Below are 25,335 nucleotides of genomic sequence, written 5' to 3' on the forward strand. Positions count from 1 at the left end.
GTTGCTCCTTAAATCATACATCGAAGTTTACTGATGACTTGATTTTTTTGCAATATAGTCATCAATCTTACAGCCTGATGATGGTAAAGATTAATGGGTAACACTTGGGGTAGATTTTCCATGGTTTCCCTAGCTATTTTTAGCTGACAACCTGTAATTCGTGCGATCGCATTTGCCCCTTCAAACATACCCATATCAGATTTAACGGAGATAATCTCTAATTGCCATTGTTTCGGTTTTATCTCACCTTTTTCAATGCTTTTAAGCCCTTCTATAGTAGCTAAAACAATCAATCGATCGCCCTTAGCCAAAAGTATATCATCATTGGGCATTAAAGTCGGGACATAACTACCATTACCAGAATAAAAAATAGGAATAACCCCATATCCGTAGGCAACTTCCCCTAATAATAAGTCATTTAAAGTGTCGTCTTCCTCAATTTCATACTCTGTTAATAATATTGTTTGTTGCTCAAAACGATAAATTTGTAGAATATTCTCCCCAAAAGCCGCCGCCGCAAAGGCTTCCGCCGCCACTTGATAGGCACTAAAAACATTGGATTGCGGTAATAACTGATGCAAATTATTGGTAAATTGATCTCCATTGGTGCGGATTACAAGATTAAGACGAGGGTTAAAATTTTGAGTCATCAAAGCCACTTCGAGATTAGTTATATCATCATCAGTAACAATAATGGCACTTTTAGCTTTATCTAAGTTTGCTAGTTTTAAACTATCTTGTAAATTACCAATAATTAAAGGAAAATTAGACTCTAGGGAAGCATCAATATTTTGATTAAAACTTATAGCTAATAATGATTGTTTTAACTCTTTTAATTCTGAGGCTATTTTTTGTCCAATTCTACCAAAGCCAATAATAACAATGTGATTTTCTATAGGAATAGGAGGACGTTTTTTAGTAAATTGGAATTTAGCAGACAATAAATTTTCGGTTAATAAAGCATATAAAATGCCCACAAATGCTGTGCCTGTTATGGTTAAAGTTAAGCTAAATAATTGTAACCATTGGGGTATTTCTTCTATGGGTTCGATCGAGCCAAATAAGTCAGCATATCCTCCTAACAAAAGAATTGCCGTCACATAAAAAGAAGATAAATAAGTAGAATTTTCTGTATAATGTCTAAATAATAAAGTACCAGTAATTAACAGTATAAAAACGATTATACTCGCAAAAATACCCACTCCTTTAATTTTTTCTTTAGTGTTTAATGTGACTAATTTATTTTTAATTTTTTGCAAATTATTTAATAATTTTAACCAGATAGATTGATTTCTCATCTTCACATTATTCTCATGATGAGTTAGACGAAAATGATCTTCGGTTTCTACTAAAATAATGGTATCATCAGGCAAAATTTGTCTATCGGGATTCCATTCTAAAAATCTGGATGAAAATGTTTCCGTAGAAGAATGATGACTAATGATGCGACGAGTGCGACTGTTTAACTCAAACAGACATTGATAATTGCGCCAAGGATGAGAAGGGGTGATTTTTACTTGGCTTATCCTAATTTTTTGCTCCTCTAAGGTGAAAAACCCTAAAATTTCCTTTCCTAATGCTGAAAGTGCGTAAGCGTTCGCTGGTAATTCAGTTGGTTCGTAAGCGATAAAATTACCTAATTGACTACTCAATAAATTATTTAAGTTTTCTTTGTTCGATCGCATTACCAGTCTGGTTTTCTGGTTTAATTGTCTAATAGCAATAGCTGTGGCAACATTTACACTTTCTGAAGTAGTTACAATTAATGCCGCTCGACATTGCTCAATGTGACTTTGTAGTAAAATTGTTCGATCGCTACAATCACCCCTCACAAATACATCAATCAAAGGCAATAAATCACGAATTTCCTCATGTGGGGGAGGATTTTTTTCGATAACCACAATTCTCACCCCAAATTTTTTTAAAGCAATAACACAATTCTGCCCTAAACTTCCCAATCCACAAATAAGGAAACTGTCTAACATAAGTTGAGTAAATCGTCACATTTACTATTCTTTAGGGTATTTTATCTTAAAACTTAACTTTTTATTATTAATTTTTGCCATTTTAGCAAAGTTGGGAGAGCTATATATAGCAAGAAAGCCATCTATCGGACTCGAACCGATGACCTACTGATTACAAATCAGTTGCTCTACCAACTGAGCTAAGATGGCAAGTGAAATAATTTCACTGCGATAACCATTATAACGAATTTTATTTGGGATTTGTCAAGGTATAATAGGAAAAATTTAAGCCCTAGGATTTTTTACTCTCTTGACTACTTTACCCGAAGATTTTAATGATGATAATTGGATAGACGAGGAAGATTCTTACTCTGAAGATGAGAAGAAACCACCATATTCCTCCCCTAAGTTACAATCCTATCAATTTAAACCAGCGACGATCGCACTGGTGGAAAGTGCTTTTTTAGCTAGTACCGCTAGTTTAATCTGGTTAATAGATTATTATTTCCGTTTAGGTCCATTCTTAAAAATGCTTTTTCCTTTACCTATTGTATTAATTTATTTACGTCGTGGTCAAAGAGCTTCTATTATCACTACGATCGTATGTGGTTTACTCTTAGGAATCTTGATGGGTCCTCCTCGTAGTATTGTTTATGTGATTCCCTATGGTTTAATGGGGATTCAGTTGGGGGCATTATGGCGTAATGGTGCAAGTTGGTATCTGTCTATTTTTATGGCTAGTTTGATTGGTTGTTTTGGTTTTTTCTTTCGTTTTTGGTTATTTTCCATCTTGTTAGGGGAAGATTTATGGGCTTATGTAATGAGTCAAGTTACCAATTTAGCGGATTGGATTTTTCTCAAATTAGGTATTATTGCTGAACCTAGCTTAACTACTATTCAAGTTTTAGCGTTAGTGGTAATTTTAGTTAATAATTTGATTTATGCTTTAACCGTTCATCTGATAGGATTATTAATGTTCGATCGACTGAATAACCCTATTCCACGCCCTCCCCGTTGGTTAAAAGTTATCTTAGACTATGAATAGGAATTATACTTTGCAAGGGCATAATTGGAGCTTAGTTAGGGGAGGCAAAAGGCAAAAGGCAAGAGGCAATAATGATTTTATAACATCAGATTATAACTTTGATGAGTATAACAAATTATTTCCTAATTTCCTGTCATGATTAATTATTCATTTTTTGATAAGACTGCTATAAAGAAAGAGAAGATTTAAACAATTTCTTGATTTTTCAGAACACTACAACTATGAGTAAGAAAAAAAGAATCGGTATTTTAACCAGTGGTGGAGACTGCCCAGGACTTAATGCTATTATTAGAGCTGTCGTCAAATATGCTAATCTTAGGCAGTGGGAAATTTATGGTATTCCCAGAGGTACGGATGGATTTATTGATGTGGTTAAAGGCAAATTGCAGATAGATGACCTTAAATTACAACCTCACGGTTACGATGTACCGGGGGTTTTACAAGGTTTAGATGTACTTCAATTCATGAGTGGTAGTGTATTAGGTTCTCTAAGTCGAGGTAATCCTGAAGAAGAAGAAGTGACGAAGGATATTTTAGAGGGTTATAAGCGTTTTGGCTTAGATGCTTTAATTGCCATTGGTGGAGATGGTAGTCTTGATATTATCTATGACTTAGCCAAAAAAGGCGGTTGGAATTTAGTAGTTATTCCGAAAACCATTGATAATGATGTGGCTTTTACAGAACGATCGGTCGGTTTTGATACAGCGCGTAATACGGTTACTCAAGCCTTATATGATCTTACCTTTACGGCGGCTAGTCATGAGCGTATTATGGTAGTGCAAGTTATGGGGAGGGATGCCGGACATTTAGCTTTACACGCTGGTATCGCAGGAGGTGCTGACTGTATTTTAATCCCTGAGTTGACTCCTAAATTAACCGACGCAACTATTGAGGGAATTTGCAAATATATTGTTAAATTAAGAAGGGATAGACGAAAATTTGCTTTAGTGGTGATAGCGGAAGGAGTACACGGGTTAGATAATCAAAAAGATGCTTATATTGCCGAAACTTTAGCTGATTTAATCAAGGAGTATAGTCATCGTCTTTGTGTTAATAATGATAATAATTATGAAGGCTTAGATACGATCGACACCCGTGCCACAGTTTTAGGACATTTACAACGTTGTGGCGTACCTAGTTCGTTCGATCGAATTTTAGCAACGGTATTTGGCATTAAAGCCCTAGATTTAATTGAACAAGAATGTTATAACCGTCTGGTAGTATGGCAAAACGGCAGTGTCGAAAGTAAATCCTTAGAACAAATTATGCCCATGATTAAATGGTGTCACCAAGAAAAAACTTGTCCTGCACCTGTCGATCCTGAAGGTTTCATGGTCAGAACGGCGCTTTCCTTAGGGATTTATTTAGGAGAATCCCATTACCATCCTCACGCCATTAATGAGTAATAAGGGGTTAGGTGTTAGGTTTTAGGTGTTAGGGAGACTCTTGAGACTAGAAGACTATAAGACTAGAAGATAATTAATTCTTAATTCTTAATTCTTAATTCTTAATTCTTAATTCTTAATTCTTAATTGTTTTTGTCAAAAAATTAGTAAAGCTAAATTCATTAATCTTATTCCATTGTAGAATACCTGTTCTAAACTCTAACCACGATCGATAAATTTCGTTAAAAGCAGGGTTTTTCTGACTGTTATCCTCATAAATAGAAAATGAGACTTTTTTCGCTTCCGTCAAAATATCCTCAGGAAAAGCCATTAATTTTGTACCTCCTGCCAATAGAGTTTTCAAGGATTGTTGATTGAGAAAATCATAGTTTGCCAACATCAAAATATTCGCTTCCTTAGCGGCGGCTTCCACCATGGTTTGATATTCTAAGGGTAATTTTTCCCATGCAGACTTATTTATTAATACTTCTAAACTAGGTCCTGCTTCCCACCATCCCGGATAATAATAGTATTGGGCAGCTTTATTTAAGCCTAGTTTTTCGTCATCATAAGGTCCTACCCATTCTGCGGCATCGATCGCACCTCTGTCAAGAGCCAAAAATAATTCTCCGCCGGGTAACACTTGCACATTTACCCCCATTTTCGCCATAACTTCCCCCCCCAATCCGGGGATACGCATTTTTAAACCCTTCAAGTCAGCAAGGGATTTTAACTCTTTTTTAAACCATCCTCCCATTTGCGCCCCAGTGTTTCCAGCAGGGAAGTTAATAATATTAAAATCACTATAAACTTTTCTCATAGCTTCTAATCCTCCTCCATAATACCACCAAGCATTCTGTTGCCCTGCGGTGAAACCAAAGGGTAAACCCGTGGCAAAGGCAAGAGCAGAATTTTTGCCGATATAATAGTAACTAGCAGTGTGTCCACATTCTACCGTACCATTTTGTACGGTGTCTAATACTTCTAAACCGGGTACAATTTCTCCTGCGGCGTAGGGTGTAATCTGAAATTTATCACCACTCATTTGTTTAAGGCGATCGCAAAAACCTTGTACACTACCAAAAATAGTATCCAGAGACTTGGGCCAACTTGTCACCATGCGCCATTTTATTTCTGGTAAACTGTTAGCGGTGACAGTAGAATTATTTTTACTTTGACAAGAAACAAGGGTAGCAGAAGTTACGGTACTAATACCGACATTCGTTAAAAATTGTCTTCTTTCCATTAATTTTTTAGTTGAAAAAGTTGTTGATATAGTAATTTGTTTTTCAAATTATAGTAGTGAAAAGAAAAAACTTTGAATAACTTTTGCTTTTTTGCATCATAGGGGATAAATATTCACAAATTAATAGACATCCATAGTTTCACATAAAATTATAGATGAAGATGAGACTAGAGGATTAGAGAAAGAGGAAACTAAGATATAATTAATTTAAACATTATCATAATTGATTTTAAACAATTATTTACTAAATTTAATTCTTTTATATTTGCCAATTTTGTGATCTGAATTATTCTCAAAGCCTTATTTGTCAAGATTTTTTTTCAGAGAACTCAAGTGAGATAGAACTGAGGTAAAATAATAAAAGTATTGTTGATATAGAAAAATTAGATTAAATCACCATGGGTAACGAAAATATAGTACTTTTATCCGCTAGGGAAATCGAAAAAATGCGTCAGGCAGGAAAAGTTGCCGCCGAATTATTAGAATATGTGGGTAAAATGGTCAAACCCGGTATTAGTACTTATGAATTAAATCAAGCTGCCGAAAAATGGACTAAGGCAAGAGGTGCAAAAAGTGCTCCTTTAGGTTACGGAAGTCCACCGTTTCCAGCGTCTATTTGTACTAGCGTCAATGAAGTTATTTGTCATGGCATTCCCAGTAAAAACCAGATTTTAAAGGATGGAGATATTATTAATATTGATGTTACTCCCATTGTGGACGGTTATCATGGGGATACTTCAAAAACTTTTTTTGTGGGCACGCCTTCTCCAGAAGCACAAAAGTTGGTAGAAGTGACGGAAGAATGTTTGTATAGAGGCATTAATGCGGTACGAGCTGGAGGTAGAATAGGAGATATTGGGGCGGCTATTCAAGAATATGCAGAAAGTTTTGGTTATTCTGTCGTGCGTAATTTTGTAGGTCATGGTATTGGTCGCACGTTTCATACTCAACCTCAAGTGCCTCATTTTGGCAAAAAGGGTACAGGCAAAAAACTGCGCCCGGGTATGGTGTTTACGATCGAACCTATGATAAATATAGGAACATGGGAAGCAGATGTTTTAGATGATGGATGGACAGCTTTAACGAAGGATAGACAATTATCGGCACAATTTGAACATACCATCGCCATTACTCAAGGGGGAGTGGAGATTTTGACGAAAAATTCCTAGATATTAGGTGTTAGGCGCAACTTGTGAGATTAAAATTCTTTCATGAGTAGTTTTGAGTAAGTTTGTTCAATCGAACACGAATGCAGAGTAAGATTAATAATGCTAAGATATGTATTGACCAATGGGCAACAGCAAATCCCCAGATAACCAGTATAATGGATGTGAAAATAGCTAACACGAGATGAATTTCTTGATTCGTTCGTTTGTATATGCGAATACTAGCGATAGTCGTTAGAAATAAAAGAGTCATAAACAGAGTAATCATAGTCATTCTCACTTCCCTAAACTGTTATTGTGACTTTAATCTAGCATTTTTATTCCCCGTTTCAGGAGAAATGTTATGATCTGAACTCGATCGTTATAAAACTTTATTTATCTTAATCTAAGGTGAATTTGAGGTAAAATTTTACGTCTCTATCTCAAATATGGTCAAAGTCTAATGATATGATTAGCTTACGATGCTTTTATTCAGGACAAATTTTTTATGACAAATTCCCCTTATTTAATCTCACCATCTTTGACTCAAGAACAATTATCCATAGAAAAAACTGTCAAGTTGGGGGTAATGGCTTCGGGTAGTGGCAGTAATTTTGAAGCCATCGCCCTAGCTATAAATGAGGGAAAATTAAATGCTAAAATTGAGGTATTGATCTATAACAATCCTGATGCTAAGGTAAAAGAAAGAGCCGATCGATTGAACATACCTACAGTTTTACTCAATCATCGTGATTATAAAACCAGAAAAGCATTAGATCAAGCTATTGTGGAAGTATTCCAAGTGCATGGAGTGGAATGGGTGGTTATGGCAGGATGGATGCGCATTATTACCCAAGAATTGTTAAACGCTTATCCCCAAAAAGTGATTAACATTCATCCTAGTATTTTGCCGAGTTTTAAGGGTATTAACGCCGTAGAACAAGCGTTATCTGCTAGAGTTAAGGTGACGGGATGTACTGTTCATTTAGTTGATTTAGAGGTGGATAGTGGAGAGATTTTAATTCAAGCTGTGGTACCGATTTTAGCTGATGATACGGCGGATAGTTTGCACGATCGAATCCAAATTCAAGAACATCGTATCATTGTGGAAGGCATTTCCATCGCCCTGAGTCGTAATTCTTAAAATTCTCTTATATTGACAATAAATCGATCGATTAAGTACTGATGCAAAATAGATTGTACATTTTGGAATTAATAAAATTTTCTCAATACCATGTTGCCTCTTGCCTTTCTTAATGTAAATATACAATTAATTCTGCTCACACACTTTTGAGCTTATTTTACAAAATACACTAGTCCTTTTATGTATTGTATGAAGTCTTAAAACCTTGATTTTTCATTCTTTAACCTAAAACCTAACACCTAAAACCTAACACCTTTCCTCATCAGAAGACTTTTTCAGCAGACCCTAATTAATAATGGATAGTGTATACTGAATAATTGATGGTATCGGCATATTTTAAAGATTAAAATAATGGAATATGTCAGATAACTATAATAATTGTTTAATTTTTCTGAATAAATTTCAATGCACATTCATAATATTGAAACATGGGAACATTCCCATAACTTTTTGGACGATCGAAATCAGGCAGAGAAAAAAACCACGATCGTATTATTATTAACAGTTGTTACCATGGTAGTAGAAATTATCGCTGGTACAACTTTTGGTTCATTAGCGTTACTGGCGGATGGTTGGCACATGGCGACTCATGTAGGGGCATTTGGCATCGCCGTATTTGCTTATCAATATGCAAAAAAATATGCTAACGATCCTAAATACAGCTATGGTACTGGAAAAGTAAGTGTATTAGGGGGTTTTACCAGTGCGATCGTACTAGGAGTAATTGCTTTAGGTATTGCCATTGAGTCATGCACTAGATTATTTCACCTTCAAAATATCAAATTTGATGAAGCTATCTTAGTCGCCGTAATTGGATTAGTAGTTAATCTTGTTAGTGCATTTTTATTAGAAGATCATGATCATCATGCTCATCATCATCACGATGATAGTCATGATCATGATCATCACGATCATAATCTTCGTGCCGCTTATATTCATGTATTAGCTGATGCCCTAACTTCACTTTTGGCGATTATTGCCTTATTTGCTGGAAAATATCTCGGCTGGGTGTGGATGGATGCCATGATGGGTTTAGTGGGGGCGTTGGTGATTGGAAAATGGGCTTATGGATTAGTTCAAGAAACCGCCTCAATTTTATTAGATGGTACGATCGACAAGGAGGTAAAATTGGCTATTGTTAATAGCATTGAAGGTGATAAAGATAATAGAATTACGGATTTACATATTTGGAAAGTAAGTGAAAATCATTTAGCCGCCACAATTTCTTTAGCAACCCATTATCCTCAAGAACCAATGTACTATAAACAATTACTTAATTATATTCCATCTTTGTCTCATGTGATAGTTGAAGTAAATCCTTGTCAAGGAGAACCTTGTATCAACCTAATTGAAAATCATAGTAATACCTAACTAAATTATTGTTGGTTCATCGTGCCGAACCAATAGCCTTTACCATAGATGGTGTGAATTAAAATAGGCTCATTTTCTGTTTCAATTTTACGTCTTAATAAACGCACGATCGCAGCGACAACATTACTACTTGGAGTTTCTTCTTCACTCCAAAGATAATCAAAAATTTGCTCTTGAGTGACTAATTGATTGCTATGGAGGCTGAAAAATTCTAATAGTTTAACTTCTTTCTCTGATAGTTTAATCATTCTACCGTGACGATAGGCTAGTTGATTGGTGATTTCTACTTCTAAATCAGCGACTTTAATTCTATCTTGGGGTTGATTTTCAATGTTACTCGATCGACGTAACAAAGCCCTCACTCTCGCTAATAATTCTCTTAATTCAAAGGGTTTGACTAAATAATCATCGGCGCCCACATCTAATCCCATAACTCGATCGTCTAAAGTATCTTTTGCGGTTAAAAATAAAACAGGAGTGGTAATCTTTTTTTCCCTAAGACACTGACAAATTTCTAACCCAGTTTTTTGAGGTAACATCCAATCAAGGATAAACAAATGATAAACCGATGTTAAAGCTAATTCTAAACCTTCATTGCCATCATGGGCAACGATCGTGTCATAACCCTCCTGCATCAAAATTCGGGCTAAACTTAACGCCAATTCTTTTTCGTCTTCTACTAACAAAATCTTCATAGATATAATCTTTCTATCATTGACAATAAACAATAAACCATAAACAATGAATAATGAATTTTAATTCCTAATTTCTAATTCTTCATTCCTAATCCTTAACCATGTTAACTATTGCATTACCTAAAGGCGCACTCTTAAAAGAAAGTATCGAGTTATGTCAACAAGTCGGCTTAGATTTTAGTTTATTTTTGTCATCTAGTAACCGTCAACTACAAATAGAAGACCCCACAGGGGTAGCTAAAGCCTTATTGGTGAGAGCGCAGGATGTACCTGTTTATGTAGAATATGGTCAAGCTCATTTAGGTATTGTGGGATATGATGTTTTAAAGGAAAAAAAGGCGGATATTGCCAATGTGGCTAATTTGGGTTTTGGTTATTGCCGTATGTCGGTAGCTGTGCCAGAAAATAGCCCTTATCGTAGTTCGATCGAGCTACCAGCCCATGGCATTGTGGCTTCTAAGTTTGTGAATTGTGCTAAAGATTATTTTCGATCGTTAGACTTACCTGTGGAGATTGTACCACTTTATGGTTCTGTGGAGTTAGGACCAATTACGGGAATGTCGGAAGCTATTGTGGATTTAGTTTCTACGGGGAAAACTTTAAGGGAAAATGGCTTAATCGAAATTGATGTTTTATTCGAGAGTAGCGCCTATTTAGTGGCGAATCCCCTCACCTATCGTCTTAATACCTATAACCTTAATCAATGGGTACAAAAATTATCTTCTCATATTAAATCAGAGAATTTAGCTTAAACGGCGAGAAGCCCCACACTTTGTTTTCAACAAAAAAATAATTAAACAAGTGTGGGATGAATCGCCAGTGATGTGTTATTATTTGTCTATTTGATAACTTTTTTTAAATCATTCAGTTTTTTTCCTTTTTCTAAATCTTTGTATAAATCTCTTTCAATTTTGCCAAAAAAACCTCCTATTAAATCACAAAATTCTGTGACTTCTGTATTTAGTAAAGTTTGATAAGTTATTTTACTCACGATCGTTAATGATAGAAAGAAATAAAGATAAAATAATTATATCATATTAGTAAAAATGCGTAAGCCCAGTTACTCATAATAGTGCCTCCCAATCCTCAATTTGTAAACCTTCCACCCGACTAAACTCTCTGACATTATGGGTAACTAAAACAAGGTTATTTGCCAAAGCAATAGACGCAATTAATAAATCATTTCCCCCAATGGGCTTACCCTGACTAGCCAAATTCCTTCTAATCCTACCATAGACTTCTGCACAACTATCATCAAAAGGCAAAGACATAAACTGACTCAAAAAAGCCCTTTGAAGATTCAATGCCTTCTGAGGATTATTACTGCCCATTGCGCCATAAAACAACTCTCCCTTAACAATAGCACAAACAGCTATTTGCTCTCTGTGTAAACCATCAAGACAAGCCCTGACACTCTCAGCCTTTCCCTTCAAATATACAATGCAGACATTTGTATCTAGTAGATAAACTAGAGAAGAATTACTCATCAAACGCTCCAATCATATCATTATCTAAATCATCAACAATACCTAGACTATCATCAGCAAAATCAATATCCTGACAACTACCATAAAGATTCAGTAACCCCGAATTATGGAGTAAGTAATTATCTCTCAAAAAAACATAAAAATCATCATTATCTCTTAAATGGAGCATTTCTCGTAACTCTGAAAGGTTAATCAAACCATCACGAAAAGCCATCAATACTAAATTACTAATAATCTTAGTCGATAAATCTCCCCATTGATTACCAATTTTTTCCTTCAGTTTATCTGGTATGTTTACCATTACTTCCATTGTATTAATTACCTCACAGCACAATCATTATTTAGATGATATTTTTTTGACTATTCTACCATAATAATTTTTTTGACTTGACACACGATGCGAACTCTATAGCTTTGCAAAACAGGAAGCAATCTTGTTACTTCTTTTCAGAAAATTTCGTAAGCTCAGAAAGTATTTTAGATATACAATTTTATTAAGAGCGCATAAATTAAACAAATGTGACTGATAAGTAAGTATAACTCTAGGGGGAAATATTTTATGATTATCGCCAGTAGATATGATGTTATCCAAAGTCTTGGTAGTGGCGGTTTTGGGGATACTTTTTTAGCTAAAGATACTCAAATGCCGTCAGGAAAACAAGTAGTTATCAAACGTCTTAAACCTGCTCATCAGAATAACATTTCGATCGAGCTAATTCAAGGATTATTCGAGAAAGAAGCGAAGGTATTAGAAGAATTAGGGCAAAATTGCTCTCAAATACCCACTTTATACGCTTATTTCACTGAAAATGAAGAATTTTATCTTGTGCAGGAATATATCGAAGGGAAAAGTTTAGCGGAATTAGGGGCAATTAGTAGCGCCCAGTGTGAATCAATTTTGTCATCTTTACTCAATACCCTTAAATATATCCATAGCAAAAACATCATTCATCGAGACATCAAACCAGAAAATATTATTATTCGTGACTCTGATAAATTGCCCGTCTTAATCGATTTTGGCGCAGTGAAAGAAAGTATGGGGGCGGTAAGTTTAAGTAGTGGCTCAACGGTAAGCTCTGTAATCGTTGGTACGAGAGGATTTATCCCTCCAGAGCAAAGCACGGGAAGAACGGTTTTTAGTAGTGACTTGTACGCCTTGAGCTTAACCATGATTTACAGTTTAACAGGAAAGTATCCGATCGAGATTCCCAATAATAACATCACCGGAGAATTAGACTGGCAAAGCTATATCCCCAATTTGCCCTCAAATTTAAAGCTAGTATTAGAAAAAGCCTCGAAAATCGATTTAAGTCAAAGGTATCCTACTTCTCAAGCTATGTATGAAGCCTTACACATGAGCCAGATTAATACAGTGGCGGTTGTACCTCCTGTCAACAATATTGATTTATCAAAACCCACTAACTCTCATTCATCCCCAACGGTATTAATTCCCAATCCTGCCAGTCAACCCGTTAATAATACACATTCCGTTAATTACCCTATTAACACACCACAAACTAATATTAATCATAATCCTAGTAATAATTCTTCTAATAATAATTTGATAATTACCCTAGTGACGAGTTTATTCGTAGCATTGGCAGTGTCTGGGGCGTTTTTAATTAGTCAACACATGAAAGAAACTCAAGAAAAATTAGCCATTATTGAAAAAGAGAAAGAAGACATTGAAAAAGAGAAACAAGAAATGGAGGCAAAATTAGCTAAAGAAAATAATCAACAACAAAAAATAGAATCTTTCACAAATGAGGTAAAAAATAATTCTGTTGCACCAAATAATCCTATTAATCCTGTTTCAACTCATTCGATTAATCAACAAGAAGCATTCAATATTATTCAAAAGTGGTATGATGCTAAACCTCGTATTTTTGGTGGTGAATTTAATCAGTATCTAGTACAAGAATTAACCACAGGAAAACTATATAATGATACTACTAAATATGATGGATCGATGAATTGGCTCATCAATAATAATTGTTATTATGATTATCAGTATTCTAATATTGATAATGTAATTTCTTTTAATAATAGTGGTACTAGACCAAGTTTAACTGTAATAGTTTCAGAAAAATTAGCTTTACATGGTTCAAGTAGTGCAGGTTGCAATGGTAAGTATAAAAGTTATTCTAAACCAGTTACTTATTGGTTTGAAAAAGAGAATGGTAACTGGAAAATTTATAATTACGAAGTAAAATAAAAATGAATAAAAATCAACTAAAAGAAAAACTTAAACAATTAGGAAAAAATAAATTATCTTTTTTATTTCCTGTAATTACTCCTTGTATTGCCTTTATTATTACCATAGGTTTGTTAATAACTTATAATCAAAATAAAGAGAAAAATCAAACTCAAGTAAAATCCGAAAAACAAATTAATCAAAAAGAACAAAAGAAAGTAACTCTAGAAGAATCTCCTAAAATTGAAAGTAAAGATAGTCAAATAACAATAGGATCAGAAAATAATCTCAACTCTGATTTAAAAGAGAATCAATTACCACATTCTTTTAATGTGAATCCGCAACAAAAAGAGTTAGTTTCTGTTGAACAAAAAATTATTAATTTAGCGAAACAAAGAAACTTACCTTTAGAAAAATTATCATTTAGTTTAATTGATTTTAGTGAATATTCATGTCCTTTAATGAAGGAAAATAGAAGCCCTTGCTACTTTAAATATCAAGATAATATACCTCGCTATCCTGCTAGTCTTGTAAAATTATTTTGGTTAGTTATTGCTTATGCTCAAAATCCTAATCCTGATGAACAATTTAAAGCACATTTAACAAAAATGATAGTTGATTCTGATAATGAAGATTCAAGCATAGTTGTTGATACTATTTCTAAGACTAAATCATCAAAAGAAAAATTACCTGATACTCAATTTCAGCAGTGGAAAAATAACAGAGAAAATCTTAATAAATTTTTTAATATTCCTAATCTTAATATTAGTCAAAAAACTTTTCCAATTCCTTATTTACAAATGGATATGCCCGAAGGTACAGATTTACAATTACGTCATCCTAACGGTGAAGAAAAACCCCTTAGAAACTATTTAACATCACAAAATATAGCTATTTTAATGTATCAAATTTATGCTCAACAATTCCCTCAATCACAGGCGATGTTATTTTTATTAAAAAGAGATTTAAACCCTAGTGCATGGCAAAATATTCCCTTTAATGCTATCAAGGGATTTTTAGGGGAAGGAATACCCGATAAAAATGTTCAATTTTATTCTAAAATGGGATGGACTTTTAGTAATAGAAATGATGGGGCTATTATTATTAGTCCAGACGGAAAAACTCGTTATATTTTAGTTATTTTAGGTGATGATCCAGCTTATTATAAAGATGTGGAATTTATGCCGATCGTGTCTAAAATGGTTTATGAAGAAATGAGCAAATTATCTAATAAATAATAGATAAAGTTTATAAACCTAAGTCCATAAAAGAATATTTTTATGATTATAATTATTATAATTTAATCTACAATTAACTTTAAATTTATTTAAAATTTTATTAATTATAATTAAGATAATAAATTATCGTATTCATCATGAGTGCCAATCCAAATCCAGTAATAATCATCACCTTTTTTGATAGCTAAAGCCCGATAATTTATAGTGATACGAATAGACCATAAATTTTTATCTACTTTTTTAAAATGTAAAGAGGGATATTGTGAATTTTTTTTCCATAGTTGATAACACTTTTTTGCCTGTTGTTTTATATTTGGAGTGAGTTTGACATAATTGCTCCAAAAATCAGTTGTAGTAAATGACTTCATCAAGATTTCTCACATTATTAGCTTTAATATCTGCTTCAGCTTTTGCAATTAATCGATCTAATTTACCTTCTTTGAAATCATTTTTTATTTGATTATCCCAATTATCATCTAAATATTCATCTAGCCATTGTGCAAGTTGTAAAACTTGATCTTTATTTAATTGTTTAATTGCCGTTTCAATTTCTATTAAAGTTGTCATTTTTCAGTCTAAATTAAGTGTCTGTTTTTATTATACTTTATCATACACTTTTTTTATAGATTTTAGGTAAGAGGGTATCTATGCTAGATAACCGATTGATCAATAACCTTTTAAAGTATGTTTTAATGGTTCAGGTTTGCCAATTCCCGAAAAAGTATGACGGATTATATCGTTAATTAATTTGACAATTTTTTGATAAAGTTTTTTATTTTCAATTGCCCATTCATTAAACTGTTTAAAGGCTTTTGGAGCAAATACTATATTTCTCATGCCATTCATCAGGAGTAATCGTAATGAGATTATCTTGTTTTTCGACTCTTTCTATTGCTTCTAATAATTCTTTTTTGTTAGCTTCTGTAGAAAATAAATATTCTGTCGTATCAACTTCGGATGAAGGGGCAAGTACAATAATTTCAACCTCTGTACCTTCATCAATTCCAGTGGAATAAAGCTCTATTTTTCCTTGTTTTCCCACAATTCCTTTTTGTTTAACCGCTCTCATCAAGGTTTTTCTCCAAAATTTTGAAGTAACTAGAGTTATTCTATCACAACCATAGATAAAGGCTTAGTCAAAATTTGTAAGCTCAGAAATTGTTTTAGTTATACAATTTGATAATTTGATTAAGAGTGCATAATTTAAGTAAATAACCCTGATAAGTAAATATAGTCTTAAATTGAGGGAAAATATTATGATAAGTTCGATCGAGTTATAACATGATAGACAAAAATTCTTCAGGTTTAATAATATTTATTTCTCGAAATGGATTTAAAATTAGTAAATCATTATCCCCTGTAATAATATATTCAGCATTCCCACTAAACGCTAATTCTTCTAAATATTTGTTATCTTTAACATCTCGACATTCGTTAATAAATTCTTGTGGATTAATAATATAAGCTAATGTGATTAAATTATCGAGTAATTGTTGTCGAATATTAAGAGAAATATAACGATCGAACTTTTCTCTTTGTATAACATTATTTAGTTCTTCAATAATAGAATCAGATAATAAAATTATGCCCTGATTTTTGGCTTTTTCTAAGGCAAAACGAGGATTACTTTTCTTGAATAAAAATGCACTAATTATCACATTACAATCCAAGACAAATTTAGGTTTATTCATCATTAGCTAAAATACTCACTAATATTTCTTCAGTTAATCCATTCGCTTCTGCTTCATCACTAGCTTTATCCATTAATGTTGACAGTTTTAACGATGCTTCCTGTCTTCTTTTTTCTTTAGATGAATCACTATAAATTTCTGTGATAGAATTGTGTAAATCTGATGGTAAATTTGTTTCAATTAATACTTTGGCAATTTGGTTTCGCTCATGTTCAGGTAATTGTTTAATGGTATAAATGAGTTGTTCTAAAGTTATTGGTATGGCAATCATCGATTGAATGTTAAGAGTGAATTTTATTTTATTTTAGCTCGATAACTATCATCTGTAAAATCAATATCTTGACAACTAACATAATAATTTTTTAACTTGAAGCACAATGAGAACTCTACCCACTCACGAGATAGGAAGTAATCTTGTCACTTCTGTTCATAAAAATTCGTAAGCTCAGAAAGTATTTTAGTTATACAATTTGATTAAGAGTGCATAATTTGAGTAAATCACCCTGATAAGTAAATATAGTCTTAAATTGAGGGAAATATATGGTAAGTTCGATCGAAACTAGATACAACATCATTAAAAGTTTAGGTAGCGGTGGCTTTGGGGATACATTTTTAGCTCAAGATTTACAGATGCCTTCGGGAAGACAGGTTGTCATAAAAAAACTCAAACCCCTTCATCAGAATAATATTTCGATCGAGCTAATTCAAGGATTATTCGAGAGAGAAGCGAAGGTATTAGAAGAATTAGGACAGAATTGCTCTCAAATACCTACTCTATACGCTTATTTCACTGAAAATGAAGAATTTTATCTTGTGCAGGAATATATCGAAGGGAAAAGTTTAGCGGAATTAGGGGCAATTAGTAGCTCCCAGTGTGAATCAATTTTGTCATCCTTACTTAATACCCTTAAATATATCCATAGCAAAAACATCATTCACCGAGACATCAAACCAGAAAATATTATTATTCGTGACTCCGATAAATTGCCCGTCTTAATCGATTTTGGTGCAGTCAAAGAAAGTATGGGAGCTGTAAGTTTAAGTAGCGGTTCAACGGTAAGCTCTGTAATCGTTGGTACGAGAGGATTTATCCCCCCTGAGCAAAGCACGGGAAGAACGGTTTTTAGTAGCGACTTGTACGCCTTGAGCTTAACCATGATTTACAGCTTAACAGGAAAGTATCCGATCGAACTCCCGAATAATAACATCACGGGAGAATTAGACTGGCAAAGCTATATCCCTAATTTGCCCTCAAATTTAAGGCTAGTATTGGAAAAAGCCTCGAAAATCGATTTAAGTCAAAGGTATCCTACTTCTCAAGCTATGTATGAAGCCTTACACATGAGCCAAATTAATACTATGGCGGTTGTGCCTCCTGTCAATAATATTGACTTATCAAAACCCACTATACTTGGCGAGGGTATAACTTGAGTTTGGTGAAGGTAGGCAAAAGGCAAGTAGGCAAAAGGCAACTGTACATTTTGCAACATCAGATTATAACCTTGATGAGTATAACTCTAATTCATCCCCAACGGTATTAATTCCCAATCCTGCGAGTCAACCAACAATAAACCCTAGTGGCATTAACCAAAATCCTGTCAGTAATCCTCAAAACAATAATATTTTAGTAATTATAATTACGGCTTTATTAGTGGCGTTGGGAGTATCAGGAGGTTTTTTGATAGTACAACAAAGGGCTCAAACTCAAGCAAAATTTGAAGCTATGGAGAAAGAAAAAGAGGAAGCTGAAGCTAAATTAGCCGATGAACAAAAAAAACGAGAGGAAGAAGAAGTTAAACGGCAAGAATCAGAAAAAATGAGGTTAGAAGCTGAAAAAGAGAGGGCTAAAGCCGAAGAATTACGCCGTCAAGCCGAAATTAAAGCACAATCTCAACCTAAAACCATTGTAGTTGATCCATCTAGTATTGTAGAAAATTATACTTCTTCTTCTCCATCTATAGCATGGCAACCTACCTGCGGTGATAGTTGGGATAGTTATAGTCAATGGTGGGCTGTCAAGGGATCAAAATCCGCTTTAAGTATAGTTAAAAATAATTATTGTGGGGATGCTTTAGTTGTTAAAGGAGAAACTCAAGTTGCTAGTTTTAAATCAGAAAGCGCAGCGTGGAGTTTTGCCAATAGTTTAAGTGCTGTTTCTGGTTATGATTTTTGGGTTAAAAAAAGTGATCGTCGCTAATTTGAAATTAAATAAAACTATAAAATAATGTCTGATAAACATTTTAAATCATTAAATTTTTTATTTATTTTTATTGCTAGTGTAACAATTGGCGTTGTTTCTGCTTATATTTACACTAGCGATTTTTTTGAGAAAAAAGAACAAAAATTATCATCAAATACTGTTGAAAAAAACATCTCAGAAAATAAGATTAAACCCTCAGAAAAAGAGAACATCATAGAAAATAAAATTGATTCTAATATTGTTCAAAATCAGTTAGAAACTCAAGAAACAATTTACTCTGATTACTTAAATCAAGGGGCATTTTATTTTAAATACGTTACTGATAATTTCTCTAAAATGAATGAAAATATAGATGAATTGACAGGTAAAAATATTTTAGAAAATACAAAAATTAATCTTAATAATTCTCAAAAATTTTTAGAAGCAATTCCTCCTGAAAGTAGATATTATAACTATGCTCAAGAATATCAAAAATATATTATTCAATATCAGGAATCAGCGAAAAAATGGGAAGATTATTTTAATAATAAAAATCGTTATCAAAATCAAAAGATATTACCGCCTAATTCTCCTGACTTAACAATTAAAAATAAAGCCGTTTTTGTTAATGCGATGAAACCAAAATCAATTGTCTTAACTTTTGATGATGGACCTACTTCAGAATATACGATTAAAATTTTAGATATTTTGAAAAAATATAATGTCAAAGCTACTTTTTTTGTAGTGGGTAAAAGAGTTCAAGAAAATTGTCTAATTATCCAAAGAATGTATCAAGAAGGTCATGAAATTGGGAATCATTCTTATACTCATCCTTATCTTACTAAGATTTCGATCGAAGAACAACAAAAAGAGATCGCATATACTCAGCAAATTATTCAACAATGTATCGGTTATCAACCCCGATGGTTTCGAGCGCCTTATGGAGATCAAAATCCTGATTTATTAAGTATAGTAAATAGATTTGGTTTAAAGAATGCACAATGGACAATTGACACTAACGATTGGCGTAATAGTAGCAATAGAAAAACTATCACTAATTTAGCGATTAATAATAATAATCCTGCGGTTATTTTAATGCACGATGGAGCAAAAACTAATCCTAATTTTATTCATCCAGAAGAAAGTTTAACTCGTATGAATACCGTAAATTCGTTAGAAAATATTATCATTAATTATCAAAATAGAGGTTTTAATTTTTATACCCTTAGTAATGCAATAAAATAATCACTTAATAAGCACAAAATAAAATATGTAATTAATGAACTCAACTACTATATTTCTCATGCCATTCATCAGGAGTAATCGGAATGACATTATCTTCCTTTTCGACTCTTTCTATTGCCTCTAATAATTCTTGTTTGTTAGCTTCTGTAGAAAATAAATATTTTGTAGTATCAACTTCGGATGAAGGGGCAAGTATAATGATTTCAACCTCTGTACCTTCATCAATTCCAGTAGAAGAAAGCTCTATTTTTCCTTGTTTTCCCACAATTCCTTTTTGTTTAACGGCTCTAATCAAGGTTTTTCTCCATATTATTGAAGTAACTAGAGTTATTCTATCACAACAATAGATAACGATTTATTCAAAATTCGTAAGCTCAGAAAGTATTTTAGTTATACAATTTGATTAAGAGTGCATAATTTAAGCAAACCACCCTGATAAGTAAATAGAATCTTAAATTGAGGGAAAATATTATGGTAAGTTCGATCGAGCCTAAAACAGAACAAAAACATTACAGCGTTGACGAATATCTTGCCTTAGAAGAAATAGCCGAAGAAAAACACGAATATCATGATGGAGAAATTATCACCATGACGGGGGGTACAACTAATCACAATACTTTAGCTTTAACTATTGCTTCATTTTTATTCACCCAACTTAGTGCAGAAGATTATCAAGTGTATATCAGTGATGTGCGGTTATTTATTGAACAATATAACCGTTATACTTATCCTGATGTGATGGTAGTAAAGGGAAAACCCATATATCAAGGTAAAGGTACAACTTCCGTCAAAAATCCTTTGTTAATTGTGGAAGTGTTATCTAAATCCACACAAAATTATGATCAAACTGATAAATTTGACGCTTATCGATCGATCTCAGATTTACAAGAATATATCTTAATTGATCAGTATCAATATTATGTCAAACAATTTGCCAAAAATCAAGAGGGAAAATGGGTTTTAAGTGATTATTTAGGCAAAGAAACCGTATTAAAATTAGAATCTTTACCCTTAGAAATTAGCCTCGAAAATTTATATCAAAGAGTTATTTTTAATATTGCTGAATAAAGTTCGATCACGAAGTGGTGCGAGTGCGATCGAACTCTTGAAAAAAATTTAATTCTGATTATTACTATATTCTAATAATGCCCAATAACGATTATCATTAGGAAATTTAGCATATACAATAATCTCTCCATTACCAACATTAATATTACCCGTAAAAACGTTACCATAACGGGTTAAATCATGCCATTGATTAGTCGATTTATTTACTACTTTTACCTCTATTGCTGAGTCAACTCTGAGTTTAAAATAAGTATTTTGATTAGGAGTAAGTTTAGCTGTTAAAGGTGATTCTATGTAGCCATTATTATCAATAAAATGTTGAAAAGTTTTGGGAAATTGACTACTTTTACCTTTAGCAGAAATATCATAGGTAACGATTAAAGGATATTTATTACTATCATCTTTTGGTTTAGCAAATATATCTAATTGATAGTTTCCTTCTTCTGGAAAACTGGCATTAACAATGATATTTTCTCCTTGTTTTTGCACTAAGGTATAGTTTTCGGGTAATGGTTTTTCTGCTGATTTTAGTTGCGCGATCGCTACCACATTTTTAGGTGCTTTGAGGGTAATATTAACACGATTATCAGTATCAATTTGTAAGTTTTTATGGCTAATTAATTTTATATCGTATTGAAATAAAGTAGGAGAAATATCGGCAAAAATATCAAATTGTTCACGAGAATAAGGTGTATTTAATAATTGCCATTGAGAATTTTCGGGGAAATGACTATAAATAAATTCTTTAGGATTTGTTGCGAAATAATAGGGATTAAATTTAGCTTTAAAAACATTATCATTAACTGTACCGCTTCCCCAAGTTGTATCAATTAAATACCAATCATCATCAATTTTAACCGCATTCCAAGCATGATTTACTTGATTATCTTCTCCCACTGCATAATCAATTCCTTTGGCATATCCAATCACAATTACTGATTTTAATCCCATATATTGAGCTAATTGTTGATATAAATTAGCATAACCTGAACAAATGGTCGATCGAGTATTTAAGACAGTTTCTACTTTAACATCAGGGTAAATATTTCGATCGAACAAATTTTGTAAAGCAACCACATCATAACTAATATTATGGGTAATCCATGTATAAATAATTCGAGCTTTTTCTTCATCTGTAGTGGCATAGCTCGATAAAATATTAGCTAATTCCTTAACAGAATTTCCCGTATATTGAATACTTCTTGCTTTGCTATCAATAGCTGTAAATTTTTTGTTTTGTAAATTAACAGGATTATTAATAACAATAGGCTCATCAATTTTTGTAATAAATTCTTGAGTTAAAATTCTCAAAGAATTATTAGAAAAAGAATTTAATATATTTTGCCATGTTAATTGTTTTTTATCATTTAAACTAAAATATTTAGGTTGATTTTTAATGGTTAATACCACAGAAGAAAAAACAATTAATATCCATAAAATGGACAGAATATTATTGGTTTTCTTTTTAGGCTTGTATCTTTTTTTTGTTCGTTTTTGCCTTTCCCGATATTCTCTTTCTGTAGTCATAAATTTAATAATTAAATCCTATCTTTCATATCAGGTTTAATTTCATAATTATAGTAGAATTTCACGCTCCTGTCCCAAAGAAGCAAAGATTCAAGGACGCAAAGTTGTATAATTACTCTCAAAGTATGTCAATTCACAATAAATTATTCTTGACAGTTGATAATTAATCATCAATAATTGATCATGGACATTACATTGGGAGGAGAGTACCTTGTCTCACGCATCTCAACCTCAATTATCTCCTACCATGGAGATTGAATTAGATAATAGTTTTCGAGCTACGACAGAAAAATGGTTCGAGTATCCTGTGATTGCTCATCCTCACCATACCGATTATGCAGGAATTGTTTGGCATGGTACTTATTTAACATGGATGGAATCGGCTCGAATTGAATGCTTACGATCGATCGGCATCGATTATACTGATTTAGTTAGTCTAGGCTGTGATTTGCCTGTGATTGAGATTAATTTAAGGTATCATCAATCTATGAGAATGGGAGATCATGGTATTGTGAAAACTCGCATGAATGAAGTGCAAGGGGTAAGAATCCATTGGGATTATGAAATTACAGGCTCTAATGCTTCTTTAATTTATGTTAGTGGTAGAGTGACTTTAGTGGGAATCGATCGAGAGAAAGGTAAAATCATGCGTAGCTTACCGCCATTATTAAAAGATGCCCTTGTCAAATTATAGAAATAGAGCAAAATATGAGTCAAGAAGAAAAAAATAACGCCTTTTTACTGGGTATTGTGGTTGGAAGTTCGATCGCTACGATCGCCACCCTCTTATTTAGTCCTCGCAATGGACAAGAAAACCGTAAAATAGTCAGTAAAACCGCTCAGGCTTTACCCGAAATGGCTCAAGATATTTCATCTAATTTACAACTTAATAGCGATCGACTTTCTCAATCAGCCCTGCAAAAATGGGATAATACCCTTAATCGTCTAAAAAATGCTATCACTGCTGGAGTAGAAGCGAGTCAAAACTATAAAGAATAATAATAAAACTTTGCGTCTTTGTATCTTTGCGACATGAGCGTGAAATTTCACTAAATTTATTTGTAAAAAAAATATGACACAAACAGATTTATTTGATTATGCTAGTGCTAGACTATACCTTAAGAAGAAACAAGAGAATCTCAAAAGCAAACGTTTAGCATTGTGGCAACAAGCCCAACAGGACGCAGAATATATTATCATGATGATTATAAATAAATATACCCCAAAGAGAATTATTCAATGGGGCTCAGTGTTAGAATCTAAGCACTTTTCGGAGGCTTCCGATATTGACATCGCCGTAGAAGGAATTAATTCGATCGAATTTATGAGATTATTAAAAGAGGCAGAAGATATGACCAATTTTTCTTTAGATTTGATACGTTGGGAAAATGTCGATGGTTCATTTCAAAAAATTTTGCTACGAAAAGGGAAAATAGTCTATGGAAAATGATGATTTATTAGTATTAGTCAGCGAAATTAAAGATTCTCAAATGGTTTTACAAAACATTAATGAGTTATATCTTTCCTATCAAGAAACTTTTGCCGATGAATCGAAACGAGATTTAAGGGATGCGGTTTTGTTGGCAGAAATTCTCTGCAATACTTATACTTGTATTGAGACAATTTTATTTCGTATCTCCAGAAAATTTGAAAATCATTTAGATTCAGAGGAATGGCACAAAGAATTATTAAGAAAAATGCGTCTTGATATACCCGGTATTAGAAAAGCGGTTTTATCCCGTGAATCCTATTTATTATTAGACGAATTAAGAAGATTTCGGCACTTTAAAAGATACTACTATGAATTTGAATATGACTGGTATCGATTGGATTATTTAAAAACCATGTACGAAAAATTAGTTTTTTTGATTAATCAGGAATTAGAATACTATAATATTTTCTTATTGCAGTGTGCCTCTGACGAACAATCATCATAATTTCTGCATCATGACTGAACCTTTTTTTTGGCTAGGGTTTTCCCTTTGTTTAGTATCCGTTAGTTTAACCGCTGTCTTAATCACCTTGATTCCCGTAGTGCAAGAATTGAGTCGGGCGGCTCGTAGTGCAGAAAAACTGTTTGATACTTTAAATCGAGAATTTCCCAACACTTTAGATGCTATCAGAAATACAAATTTAGAGTTAACAGAATTGAGTGGAGAAATGAAGGAAGGAGTTAAAAGTGCTTCTGGGGCAGTCAAACAGATCGATCGAACTTTAGTCACTGCAAAAAAACAAGTTGAAACTGTACAGATTAAAAGTCGTGGTTTTTGGGCAGGGGTGAAAGCAGGTATTAAAACATGGCAAACCGATAATAATTAGACTGTAGGGCGATGCACTGCCCACAAAAATTTAGAAAATAAAAAAATAAATTATTCACTAATATAAAAGGAAAGTTAAAACAATGAGTATTAAAGAGTTAATTAAACAGGAATTAGATTATTTATCAGAAGAAGATTTACAAGAATTTTATCAAGTTATTAAAAGTCGTAGTCAAAGAGAAGTTAACAATAAAAATAACAATGATGAGTTGGGAGATTTATTAGAAAAATGTCAGGTTAGTACAGGAATTACCGATCTTGCAGAACAACATGATCATTATCTTTATGGAACACCAAAACGAGGAAATTAATTTTTAATGAATCAAGTTTTTATTGACACTTCCGCTTGGATTGCTTTACTAAATGTTGATGATAGTTGGCATAAAAAAGCAA

The 25,335-nt window shown here is 33.0% G+C and carries 32 protein-coding genes and 1 tRNA gene; 18 read left to right on the plus strand and 15 right to left on the minus strand.

Features of this window, described 5'->3' with window-relative positions; all coding sequences use genetic code 11:
• Positions 1-8: 8 nt before the first annotated feature.
• Complete coding sequence (locus SYN6308_RS06610; protein WP_017293653.1) at positions 9-1,985, minus strand: potassium channel family protein; 1,977 nt, start codon at positions 1,983-1,985, stop codon at positions 9-11.
• 116 nt (positions 1,986-2,101) lie between these two features.
• Positions 2,102-2,174, minus strand: a tRNA-Thr gene (locus tag SYN6308_RS06615).
• A gap of 100 nt (positions 2,175-2,274) precedes the next feature.
• Between SYN6308_RS06615 and SYN6308_RS06620 the strand changes: the two genes are divergently transcribed.
• Positions 2,275-3,009, plus strand: coding sequence for a DUF2232 domain-containing protein (locus SYN6308_RS06620; protein ID WP_017293654.1), 735 nt, complete (start codon positions 2,275-2,277; stop codon positions 3,007-3,009).
• 221 nt (positions 3,010-3,230) lie between these two features.
• A complete protein-coding gene (locus SYN6308_RS06630) occupies positions 3,231-4,415 on the plus strand; it encodes an ATP-dependent 6-phosphofructokinase (RefSeq protein ID WP_017293656.1) in 1,185 nt (394 codons plus the stop codon).
• 115 nt (positions 4,416-4,530) lie between these two features.
• On the opposite strand, the gene SYN6308_RS06635 is transcribed toward SYN6308_RS06630, so the two are convergent.
• A complete protein-coding gene (locus SYN6308_RS06635; protein ID WP_017293657.1) occupies positions 4,531-5,640 on the minus strand; it encodes a TRAP transporter substrate-binding protein in 1,110 nt (369 codons plus the stop codon).
• A gap of 398 nt (positions 5,641-6,038) precedes the next feature.
• Here SYN6308_RS06635 and map point away from each other — a divergent pair, with 398 nt between their 5' ends.
• The 3 genes from map (at position 6,039) to dmeF (ending at position 9,300) form a co-directional block, all read left to right on the plus strand.
• Complete coding sequence (gene map, locus SYN6308_RS06640) at positions 6,039-6,809, plus strand: type I methionyl aminopeptidase (RefSeq protein WP_017293658.1); 771 nt, start codon at positions 6,039-6,041, stop codon at positions 6,807-6,809.
• 484 nt (positions 6,810-7,293) lie between these two features.
• A complete protein-coding gene (gene purN, locus SYN6308_RS06645; protein ID WP_017293659.1) occupies positions 7,294-7,929 on the plus strand; it encodes a phosphoribosylglycinamide formyltransferase in 636 nt (211 codons plus the stop codon).
• Positions 7,930-8,334: 405 nt separating this feature from the next.
• Positions 8,335-9,300, plus strand: a complete 966-nt coding sequence (gene dmeF, locus SYN6308_RS06650) for a CDF family Co(II)/Ni(II) efflux transporter DmeF (RefSeq protein ID WP_017293660.1) — start codon at positions 8,335-8,337, stop codon at positions 9,298-9,300.
• A gap of 5 nt (positions 9,301-9,305) precedes the next feature.
• Here the strand turns inward: dmeF and SYN6308_RS06655 are convergent, their stop codons facing one another.
• Positions 9,306-9,995 carry a response regulator transcription factor gene (locus tag SYN6308_RS06655; protein ID WP_017293661.1) on the minus strand — a complete coding sequence of 230 codons (690 nt, stop codon included), beginning with the start codon at positions 9,993-9,995 and terminating at the stop codon, positions 9,306-9,308.
• Between the two features lie 101 nt (positions 9,996-10,096).
• Between SYN6308_RS06655 and hisG the strand changes: the two genes are divergently transcribed.
• Positions 10,097-10,747, plus strand: coding sequence for an ATP phosphoribosyltransferase (gene hisG / locus SYN6308_RS06660; protein ID WP_017293662.1), 651 nt, complete (start codon positions 10,097-10,099; stop codon positions 10,745-10,747).
• Positions 10,748-10,833: 86 nt separating this feature from the next.
• On the opposite strand, the gene SYN6308_RS24825 is transcribed toward hisG, so the two are convergent.
• The 3 genes from SYN6308_RS24825 to SYN6308_RS06675 form a co-directional block, all read right to left on the minus strand.
• On the minus strand, positions 10,834-10,986 hold the full coding sequence (locus SYN6308_RS24825; protein WP_017293663.1) for a hypothetical protein: 153 nt from the start codon (positions 10,984-10,986) through the stop codon (positions 10,834-10,836).
• Between the two features lie 73 nt (positions 10,987-11,059).
• Positions 11,060-11,482, minus strand: a complete 423-nt coding sequence (vapC, locus tag SYN6308_RS06670; RefSeq protein ID WP_017293664.1) for a type II toxin-antitoxin system tRNA(fMet)-specific endonuclease VapC — start codon at positions 11,480-11,482, stop codon at positions 11,060-11,062.
• Positions 11,475-11,783, minus strand: coding sequence for a hypothetical protein (locus SYN6308_RS06675; RefSeq protein WP_202803877.1), 309 nt, complete (start codon positions 11,781-11,783; stop codon positions 11,475-11,477). Before SYN6308_RS06675 ends, vapC begins: the two co-directional genes overlap by 8 nt.
• A gap of 258 nt (positions 11,784-12,041) precedes the next feature.
• Here SYN6308_RS06675 and SYN6308_RS21940 point away from each other — a divergent pair, with 258 nt between their 5' ends.
• Together SYN6308_RS21940 and SYN6308_RS21945 are read left to right on the plus strand one after the other, a co-directional pair.
• Positions 12,042-13,697, plus strand: coding sequence for a protein kinase domain-containing protein (locus SYN6308_RS21940; RefSeq protein ID WP_017293666.1), 1,656 nt, complete (start codon positions 12,042-12,044; stop codon positions 13,695-13,697).
• 2 nt (positions 13,698-13,699) lie between these two features.
• A complete protein-coding gene (locus SYN6308_RS21945; RefSeq protein ID WP_017293667.1) occupies positions 13,700-14,914 on the plus strand; it encodes a serine hydrolase in 1,215 nt (404 codons plus the stop codon).
• Positions 14,915-15,024: 110 nt separating this feature from the next.
• Here the strand turns inward: SYN6308_RS21945 and SYN6308_RS06690 are convergent, their stop codons facing one another.
• The 6 genes from SYN6308_RS06690 to SYN6308_RS21955 all read right to left on the minus strand — a co-directional run bounded on the left by SYN6308_RS06690 (position 15,025) and on the right by SYN6308_RS21955 (position 16,876).
• The gene (locus tag SYN6308_RS06690; RefSeq protein ID WP_017293668.1) at positions 15,025-15,282 is read right to left on the minus strand and encodes a ParE family toxin-like protein; all 258 of its coding nucleotides are present in this window, start codon (positions 15,280-15,282) and stop codon (positions 15,025-15,027) included.
• Positions 15,260-15,481 (minus strand): hypothetical protein, encoded by a 222-nt coding sequence (locus SYN6308_RS06695; protein ID WP_017293669.1) that lies wholly within the window; start codon positions 15,479-15,481, stop codon positions 15,260-15,262. Before SYN6308_RS06695 ends, SYN6308_RS06690 begins: the two co-directional genes overlap by 23 nt.
• Before the next feature lie 99 nt (positions 15,482-15,580).
• A complete protein-coding gene (locus tag SYN6308_RS23800; RefSeq protein ID WP_017293670.1) occupies positions 15,581-15,751 on the minus strand; it encodes a type II toxin-antitoxin system YoeB family toxin in 171 nt (56 codons plus the stop codon).
• Positions 15,717-15,986, minus strand: a complete 270-nt coding sequence (locus tag SYN6308_RS06705) for a hypothetical protein (protein WP_026101959.1) — start codon at positions 15,984-15,986, stop codon at positions 15,717-15,719. The genes SYN6308_RS23800 and SYN6308_RS06705 overlap by 35 nt, the downstream gene beginning before the upstream one ends.
• A gap of 202 nt (positions 15,987-16,188) precedes the next feature.
• Positions 16,189-16,605 (minus strand): putative toxin-antitoxin system toxin component, PIN family, encoded by a 417-nt coding sequence (locus SYN6308_RS06710; protein ID WP_017293672.1) that lies wholly within the window; start codon positions 16,603-16,605, stop codon positions 16,189-16,191.
• The gene (locus tag SYN6308_RS21955) at positions 16,598-16,876 is read right to left on the minus strand and encodes a hypothetical protein (protein WP_017293673.1); all 279 of its coding nucleotides are present in this window, start codon (positions 16,874-16,876) and stop codon (positions 16,598-16,600) included. The genes SYN6308_RS06710 and SYN6308_RS21955 overlap by 8 nt, the downstream gene beginning before the upstream one ends.
• 269 nt (positions 16,877-17,145) lie before the next feature.
• Here SYN6308_RS21955 and SYN6308_RS21960 point away from each other — a divergent pair, with 269 nt between their 5' ends.
• The 3 genes from SYN6308_RS21960 (at position 17,146) to SYN6308_RS23300 (ending at position 20,029) form a co-directional block, all read left to right on the plus strand.
• Positions 17,146-18,036: a serine/threonine-protein kinase gene (locus SYN6308_RS21960; protein ID WP_052312593.1), complete on the plus strand. Its 891-nt coding sequence runs from the start codon at positions 17,146-17,148 to the stop codon at positions 18,034-18,036.
• Positions 18,037-18,256: 220 nt separating this feature from the next.
• Positions 18,257-18,802, plus strand: a complete 546-nt coding sequence (locus SYN6308_RS21965; protein WP_052312594.1) for a hypothetical protein — start codon at positions 18,257-18,259, stop codon at positions 18,800-18,802.
• 27 nt (positions 18,803-18,829) lie between these two features.
• The gene (locus SYN6308_RS23300) at positions 18,830-20,029 is read left to right on the plus strand and encodes a polysaccharide deacetylase family protein (protein ID WP_017293674.1); all 1,200 of its coding nucleotides are present in this window, start codon (positions 18,830-18,832) and stop codon (positions 20,027-20,029) included.
• A gap of 40 nt (positions 20,030-20,069) precedes the next feature.
• On the opposite strand, the gene SYN6308_RS06735 is transcribed toward SYN6308_RS23300, so the two are convergent.
• On the minus strand, positions 20,070-20,324 hold the full coding sequence (locus tag SYN6308_RS06735) for a hypothetical protein (RefSeq protein WP_017293675.1): 255 nt from the start codon (positions 20,322-20,324) through the stop codon (positions 20,070-20,072).
• Between the two features lie 176 nt (positions 20,325-20,500).
• On the opposite strand from SYN6308_RS06735, the gene SYN6308_RS06740 reads away from it, so the two are divergent.
• Complete coding sequence (locus tag SYN6308_RS06740) at positions 20,501-21,097, plus strand: Uma2 family endonuclease (RefSeq protein ID WP_017293676.1); 597 nt, start codon at positions 20,501-20,503, stop codon at positions 21,095-21,097.
• Between the two features lie 48 nt (positions 21,098-21,145).
• Here the strand turns inward: SYN6308_RS06740 and SYN6308_RS06745 are convergent, their stop codons facing one another.
• A complete protein-coding gene (locus SYN6308_RS06745) occupies positions 21,146-22,624 on the minus strand; it encodes a transglutaminase domain-containing protein (protein ID WP_017293677.1) in 1,479 nt (492 codons plus the stop codon).
• Between the two features lie 247 nt (positions 22,625-22,871).
• Here SYN6308_RS06745 and SYN6308_RS06750 point away from each other — a divergent pair, with 247 nt between their 5' ends.
• From SYN6308_RS06750 to SYN6308_RS06775, 6 genes are all read left to right on the plus strand, one after another.
• Positions 22,872-23,318, plus strand: coding sequence for an acyl-CoA thioesterase (locus SYN6308_RS06750; protein ID WP_017293678.1), 447 nt, complete (start codon positions 22,872-22,874; stop codon positions 23,316-23,318).
• A gap of 14 nt (positions 23,319-23,332) precedes the next feature.
• On the plus strand, positions 23,333-23,623 hold the full coding sequence (locus SYN6308_RS21975; protein WP_017293679.1) for a YtxH domain-containing protein: 291 nt from the start codon (positions 23,333-23,335) through the stop codon (positions 23,621-23,623).
• 73 nt (positions 23,624-23,696) lie between these two features.
• Entirely contained in the window at positions 23,697-24,074 is a 378-nt protein-coding gene (locus tag SYN6308_RS06760) for a nucleotidyltransferase family protein (protein WP_017293680.1), read from the plus strand.
• Positions 24,064-24,561: a ribonuclease toxin HepT-like protein gene (locus tag SYN6308_RS06765; RefSeq protein WP_017293681.1), complete on the plus strand. Its 498-nt coding sequence runs from the start codon at positions 24,064-24,066 to the stop codon at positions 24,559-24,561. The genes SYN6308_RS06760 and SYN6308_RS06765 overlap by 11 nt, the downstream gene beginning before the upstream one ends.
• 10 nt (positions 24,562-24,571) lie before the next feature.
• Positions 24,572-24,943: a hypothetical protein gene (locus SYN6308_RS06770; protein ID WP_017293682.1), complete on the plus strand. Its 372-nt coding sequence runs from the start codon at positions 24,572-24,574 to the stop codon at positions 24,941-24,943.
• Between the two features lie 82 nt (positions 24,944-25,025).
• Positions 25,026-25,253 carry a hypothetical protein gene (locus SYN6308_RS06775; RefSeq protein ID WP_017293683.1) on the plus strand — a complete coding sequence of 76 codons (228 nt, stop codon included), beginning with the start codon at positions 25,026-25,028 and terminating at the stop codon, positions 25,251-25,253.
• Positions 25,254-25,335 lie beyond the last annotated feature (82 nt).

Source organism: Geminocystis herdmanii PCC 6308, from assembly GCF_000332235.1.
In the GTDB taxonomy this organism is placed as follows: Bacteria; Cyanobacteriota; Cyanobacteriia; order Cyanobacteriales; family Cyanobacteriaceae; genus Geminocystis; species Geminocystis herdmanii.

Excerpts from the sequence above, each read along its gene's own strand:
- SYN6308_RS06610 (WP_017293653.1), bottom strand. The coding sequence starts at position 1,985 with ATGTTAGACAGTTTCCTTATTTGTGGATTGGGAAGTTTAGGGCAGAAT.
- SYN6308_RS06630 (WP_017293656.1), top strand. The coding sequence starts at position 3,231 with ATGAGTAAGAAAAAAAGAATCGGTATTTTAACCAGTGGTGGAGACTGC.
- SYN6308_RS06635 (WP_017293657.1), bottom strand. The coding sequence starts at position 5,640 with ATGGAAAGAAGACAATTTTTAACGAATGTCGGTATTAGTACCGTAACT.
- map (WP_017293658.1), top strand. The coding sequence starts at position 6,039 with ATGGGTAACGAAAATATAGTACTTTTATCCGCTAGGGAAATCGAAAAA.
- purN (WP_017293659.1), top strand. The coding sequence starts at position 7,294 with ATGACAAATTCCCCTTATTTAATCTCACCATCTTTGACTCAAGAACAA.
- dmeF (WP_017293660.1), top strand. The coding sequence starts at position 8,335 with ATGCACATTCATAATATTGAAACATGGGAACATTCCCATAACTTTTTG.
- SYN6308_RS06655 (WP_017293661.1), bottom strand. The coding sequence starts at position 9,995 with ATGAAGATTTTGTTAGTAGAAGACGAAAAAGAATTGGCGTTAAGTTTA.
- hisG (WP_017293662.1), top strand. The coding sequence starts at position 10,097 with ATGTTAACTATTGCATTACCTAAAGGCGCACTCTTAAAAGAAAGTATC.
- vapC (WP_017293664.1), bottom strand. The coding sequence starts at position 11,482 with ATGAGTAATTCTTCTCTAGTTTATCTACTAGATACAAATGTCTGCATT.
- SYN6308_RS06675 (WP_202803877.1), bottom strand. The coding sequence starts at position 11,783 with ATGGTAAACATACCAGATAAACTGAAGGAAAAAATTGGTAATCAATGG.
- SYN6308_RS21940 (WP_017293666.1), top strand. The coding sequence starts at position 12,042 with ATGATTATCGCCAGTAGATATGATGTTATCCAAAGTCTTGGTAGTGGC.
- SYN6308_RS21945 (WP_017293667.1), top strand. The coding sequence starts at position 13,700 with ATGAATAAAAATCAACTAAAAGAAAAACTTAAACAATTAGGAAAAAAT.
- SYN6308_RS06690 (WP_017293668.1), bottom strand. The coding sequence starts at position 15,282 with ATGAAGTCATTTACTACAACTGATTTTTGGAGCAATTATGTCAAACTC.
- SYN6308_RS06695 (WP_017293669.1), bottom strand. The coding sequence starts at position 15,481 with ATGACAACTTTAATAGAAATTGAAACGGCAATTAAACAATTAAATAAA.
- SYN6308_RS23800 (WP_017293670.1), bottom strand. The coding sequence starts at position 15,751 with ATGAGAAATATAGTATTTGCTCCAAAAGCCTTTAAACAGTTTAATGAA.
- SYN6308_RS06710 (WP_017293672.1), bottom strand. The coding sequence starts at position 16,605 with ATGAATAAACCTAAATTTGTCTTGGATTGTAATGTGATAATTAGTGCA.
- SYN6308_RS21955 (WP_017293673.1), bottom strand. The coding sequence starts at position 16,876 with ATGATTGCCATACCAATAACTTTAGAACAACTCATTTATACCATTAAA.
- SYN6308_RS21960 (WP_052312593.1), top strand. The coding sequence starts at position 17,146 with ATGGTAAGTTCGATCGAAACTAGATACAACATCATTAAAAGTTTAGGT.
- SYN6308_RS23300 (WP_017293674.1), top strand. The coding sequence starts at position 18,830 with ATGTCTGATAAACATTTTAAATCATTAAATTTTTTATTTATTTTTATT.
- SYN6308_RS06740 (WP_017293676.1), top strand. The coding sequence starts at position 20,501 with ATGGTAAGTTCGATCGAGCCTAAAACAGAACAAAAACATTACAGCGTT.
- SYN6308_RS06745 (WP_017293677.1), bottom strand. The coding sequence starts at position 22,624 with ATGACTACAGAAAGAGAATATCGGGAAAGGCAAAAACGAACAAAAAAA.
- SYN6308_RS06750 (WP_017293678.1), top strand. The coding sequence starts at position 22,872 with ATGGAGATTGAATTAGATAATAGTTTTCGAGCTACGACAGAAAAATGG.
- SYN6308_RS21975 (WP_017293679.1), top strand. The coding sequence starts at position 23,333 with ATGAGTCAAGAAGAAAAAAATAACGCCTTTTTACTGGGTATTGTGGTT.
- SYN6308_RS06760 (WP_017293680.1), top strand. The coding sequence starts at position 23,697 with ATGACACAAACAGATTTATTTGATTATGCTAGTGCTAGACTATACCTT.
- SYN6308_RS06765 (WP_017293681.1), top strand. The coding sequence starts at position 24,064 with ATGGAAAATGATGATTTATTAGTATTAGTCAGCGAAATTAAAGATTCT.
- SYN6308_RS06770 (WP_017293682.1), top strand. The coding sequence starts at position 24,572 with ATGACTGAACCTTTTTTTTGGCTAGGGTTTTCCCTTTGTTTAGTATCC.
- SYN6308_RS06775 (WP_017293683.1), top strand. The coding sequence starts at position 25,026 with ATGAGTATTAAAGAGTTAATTAAACAGGAATTAGATTATTTATCAGAA.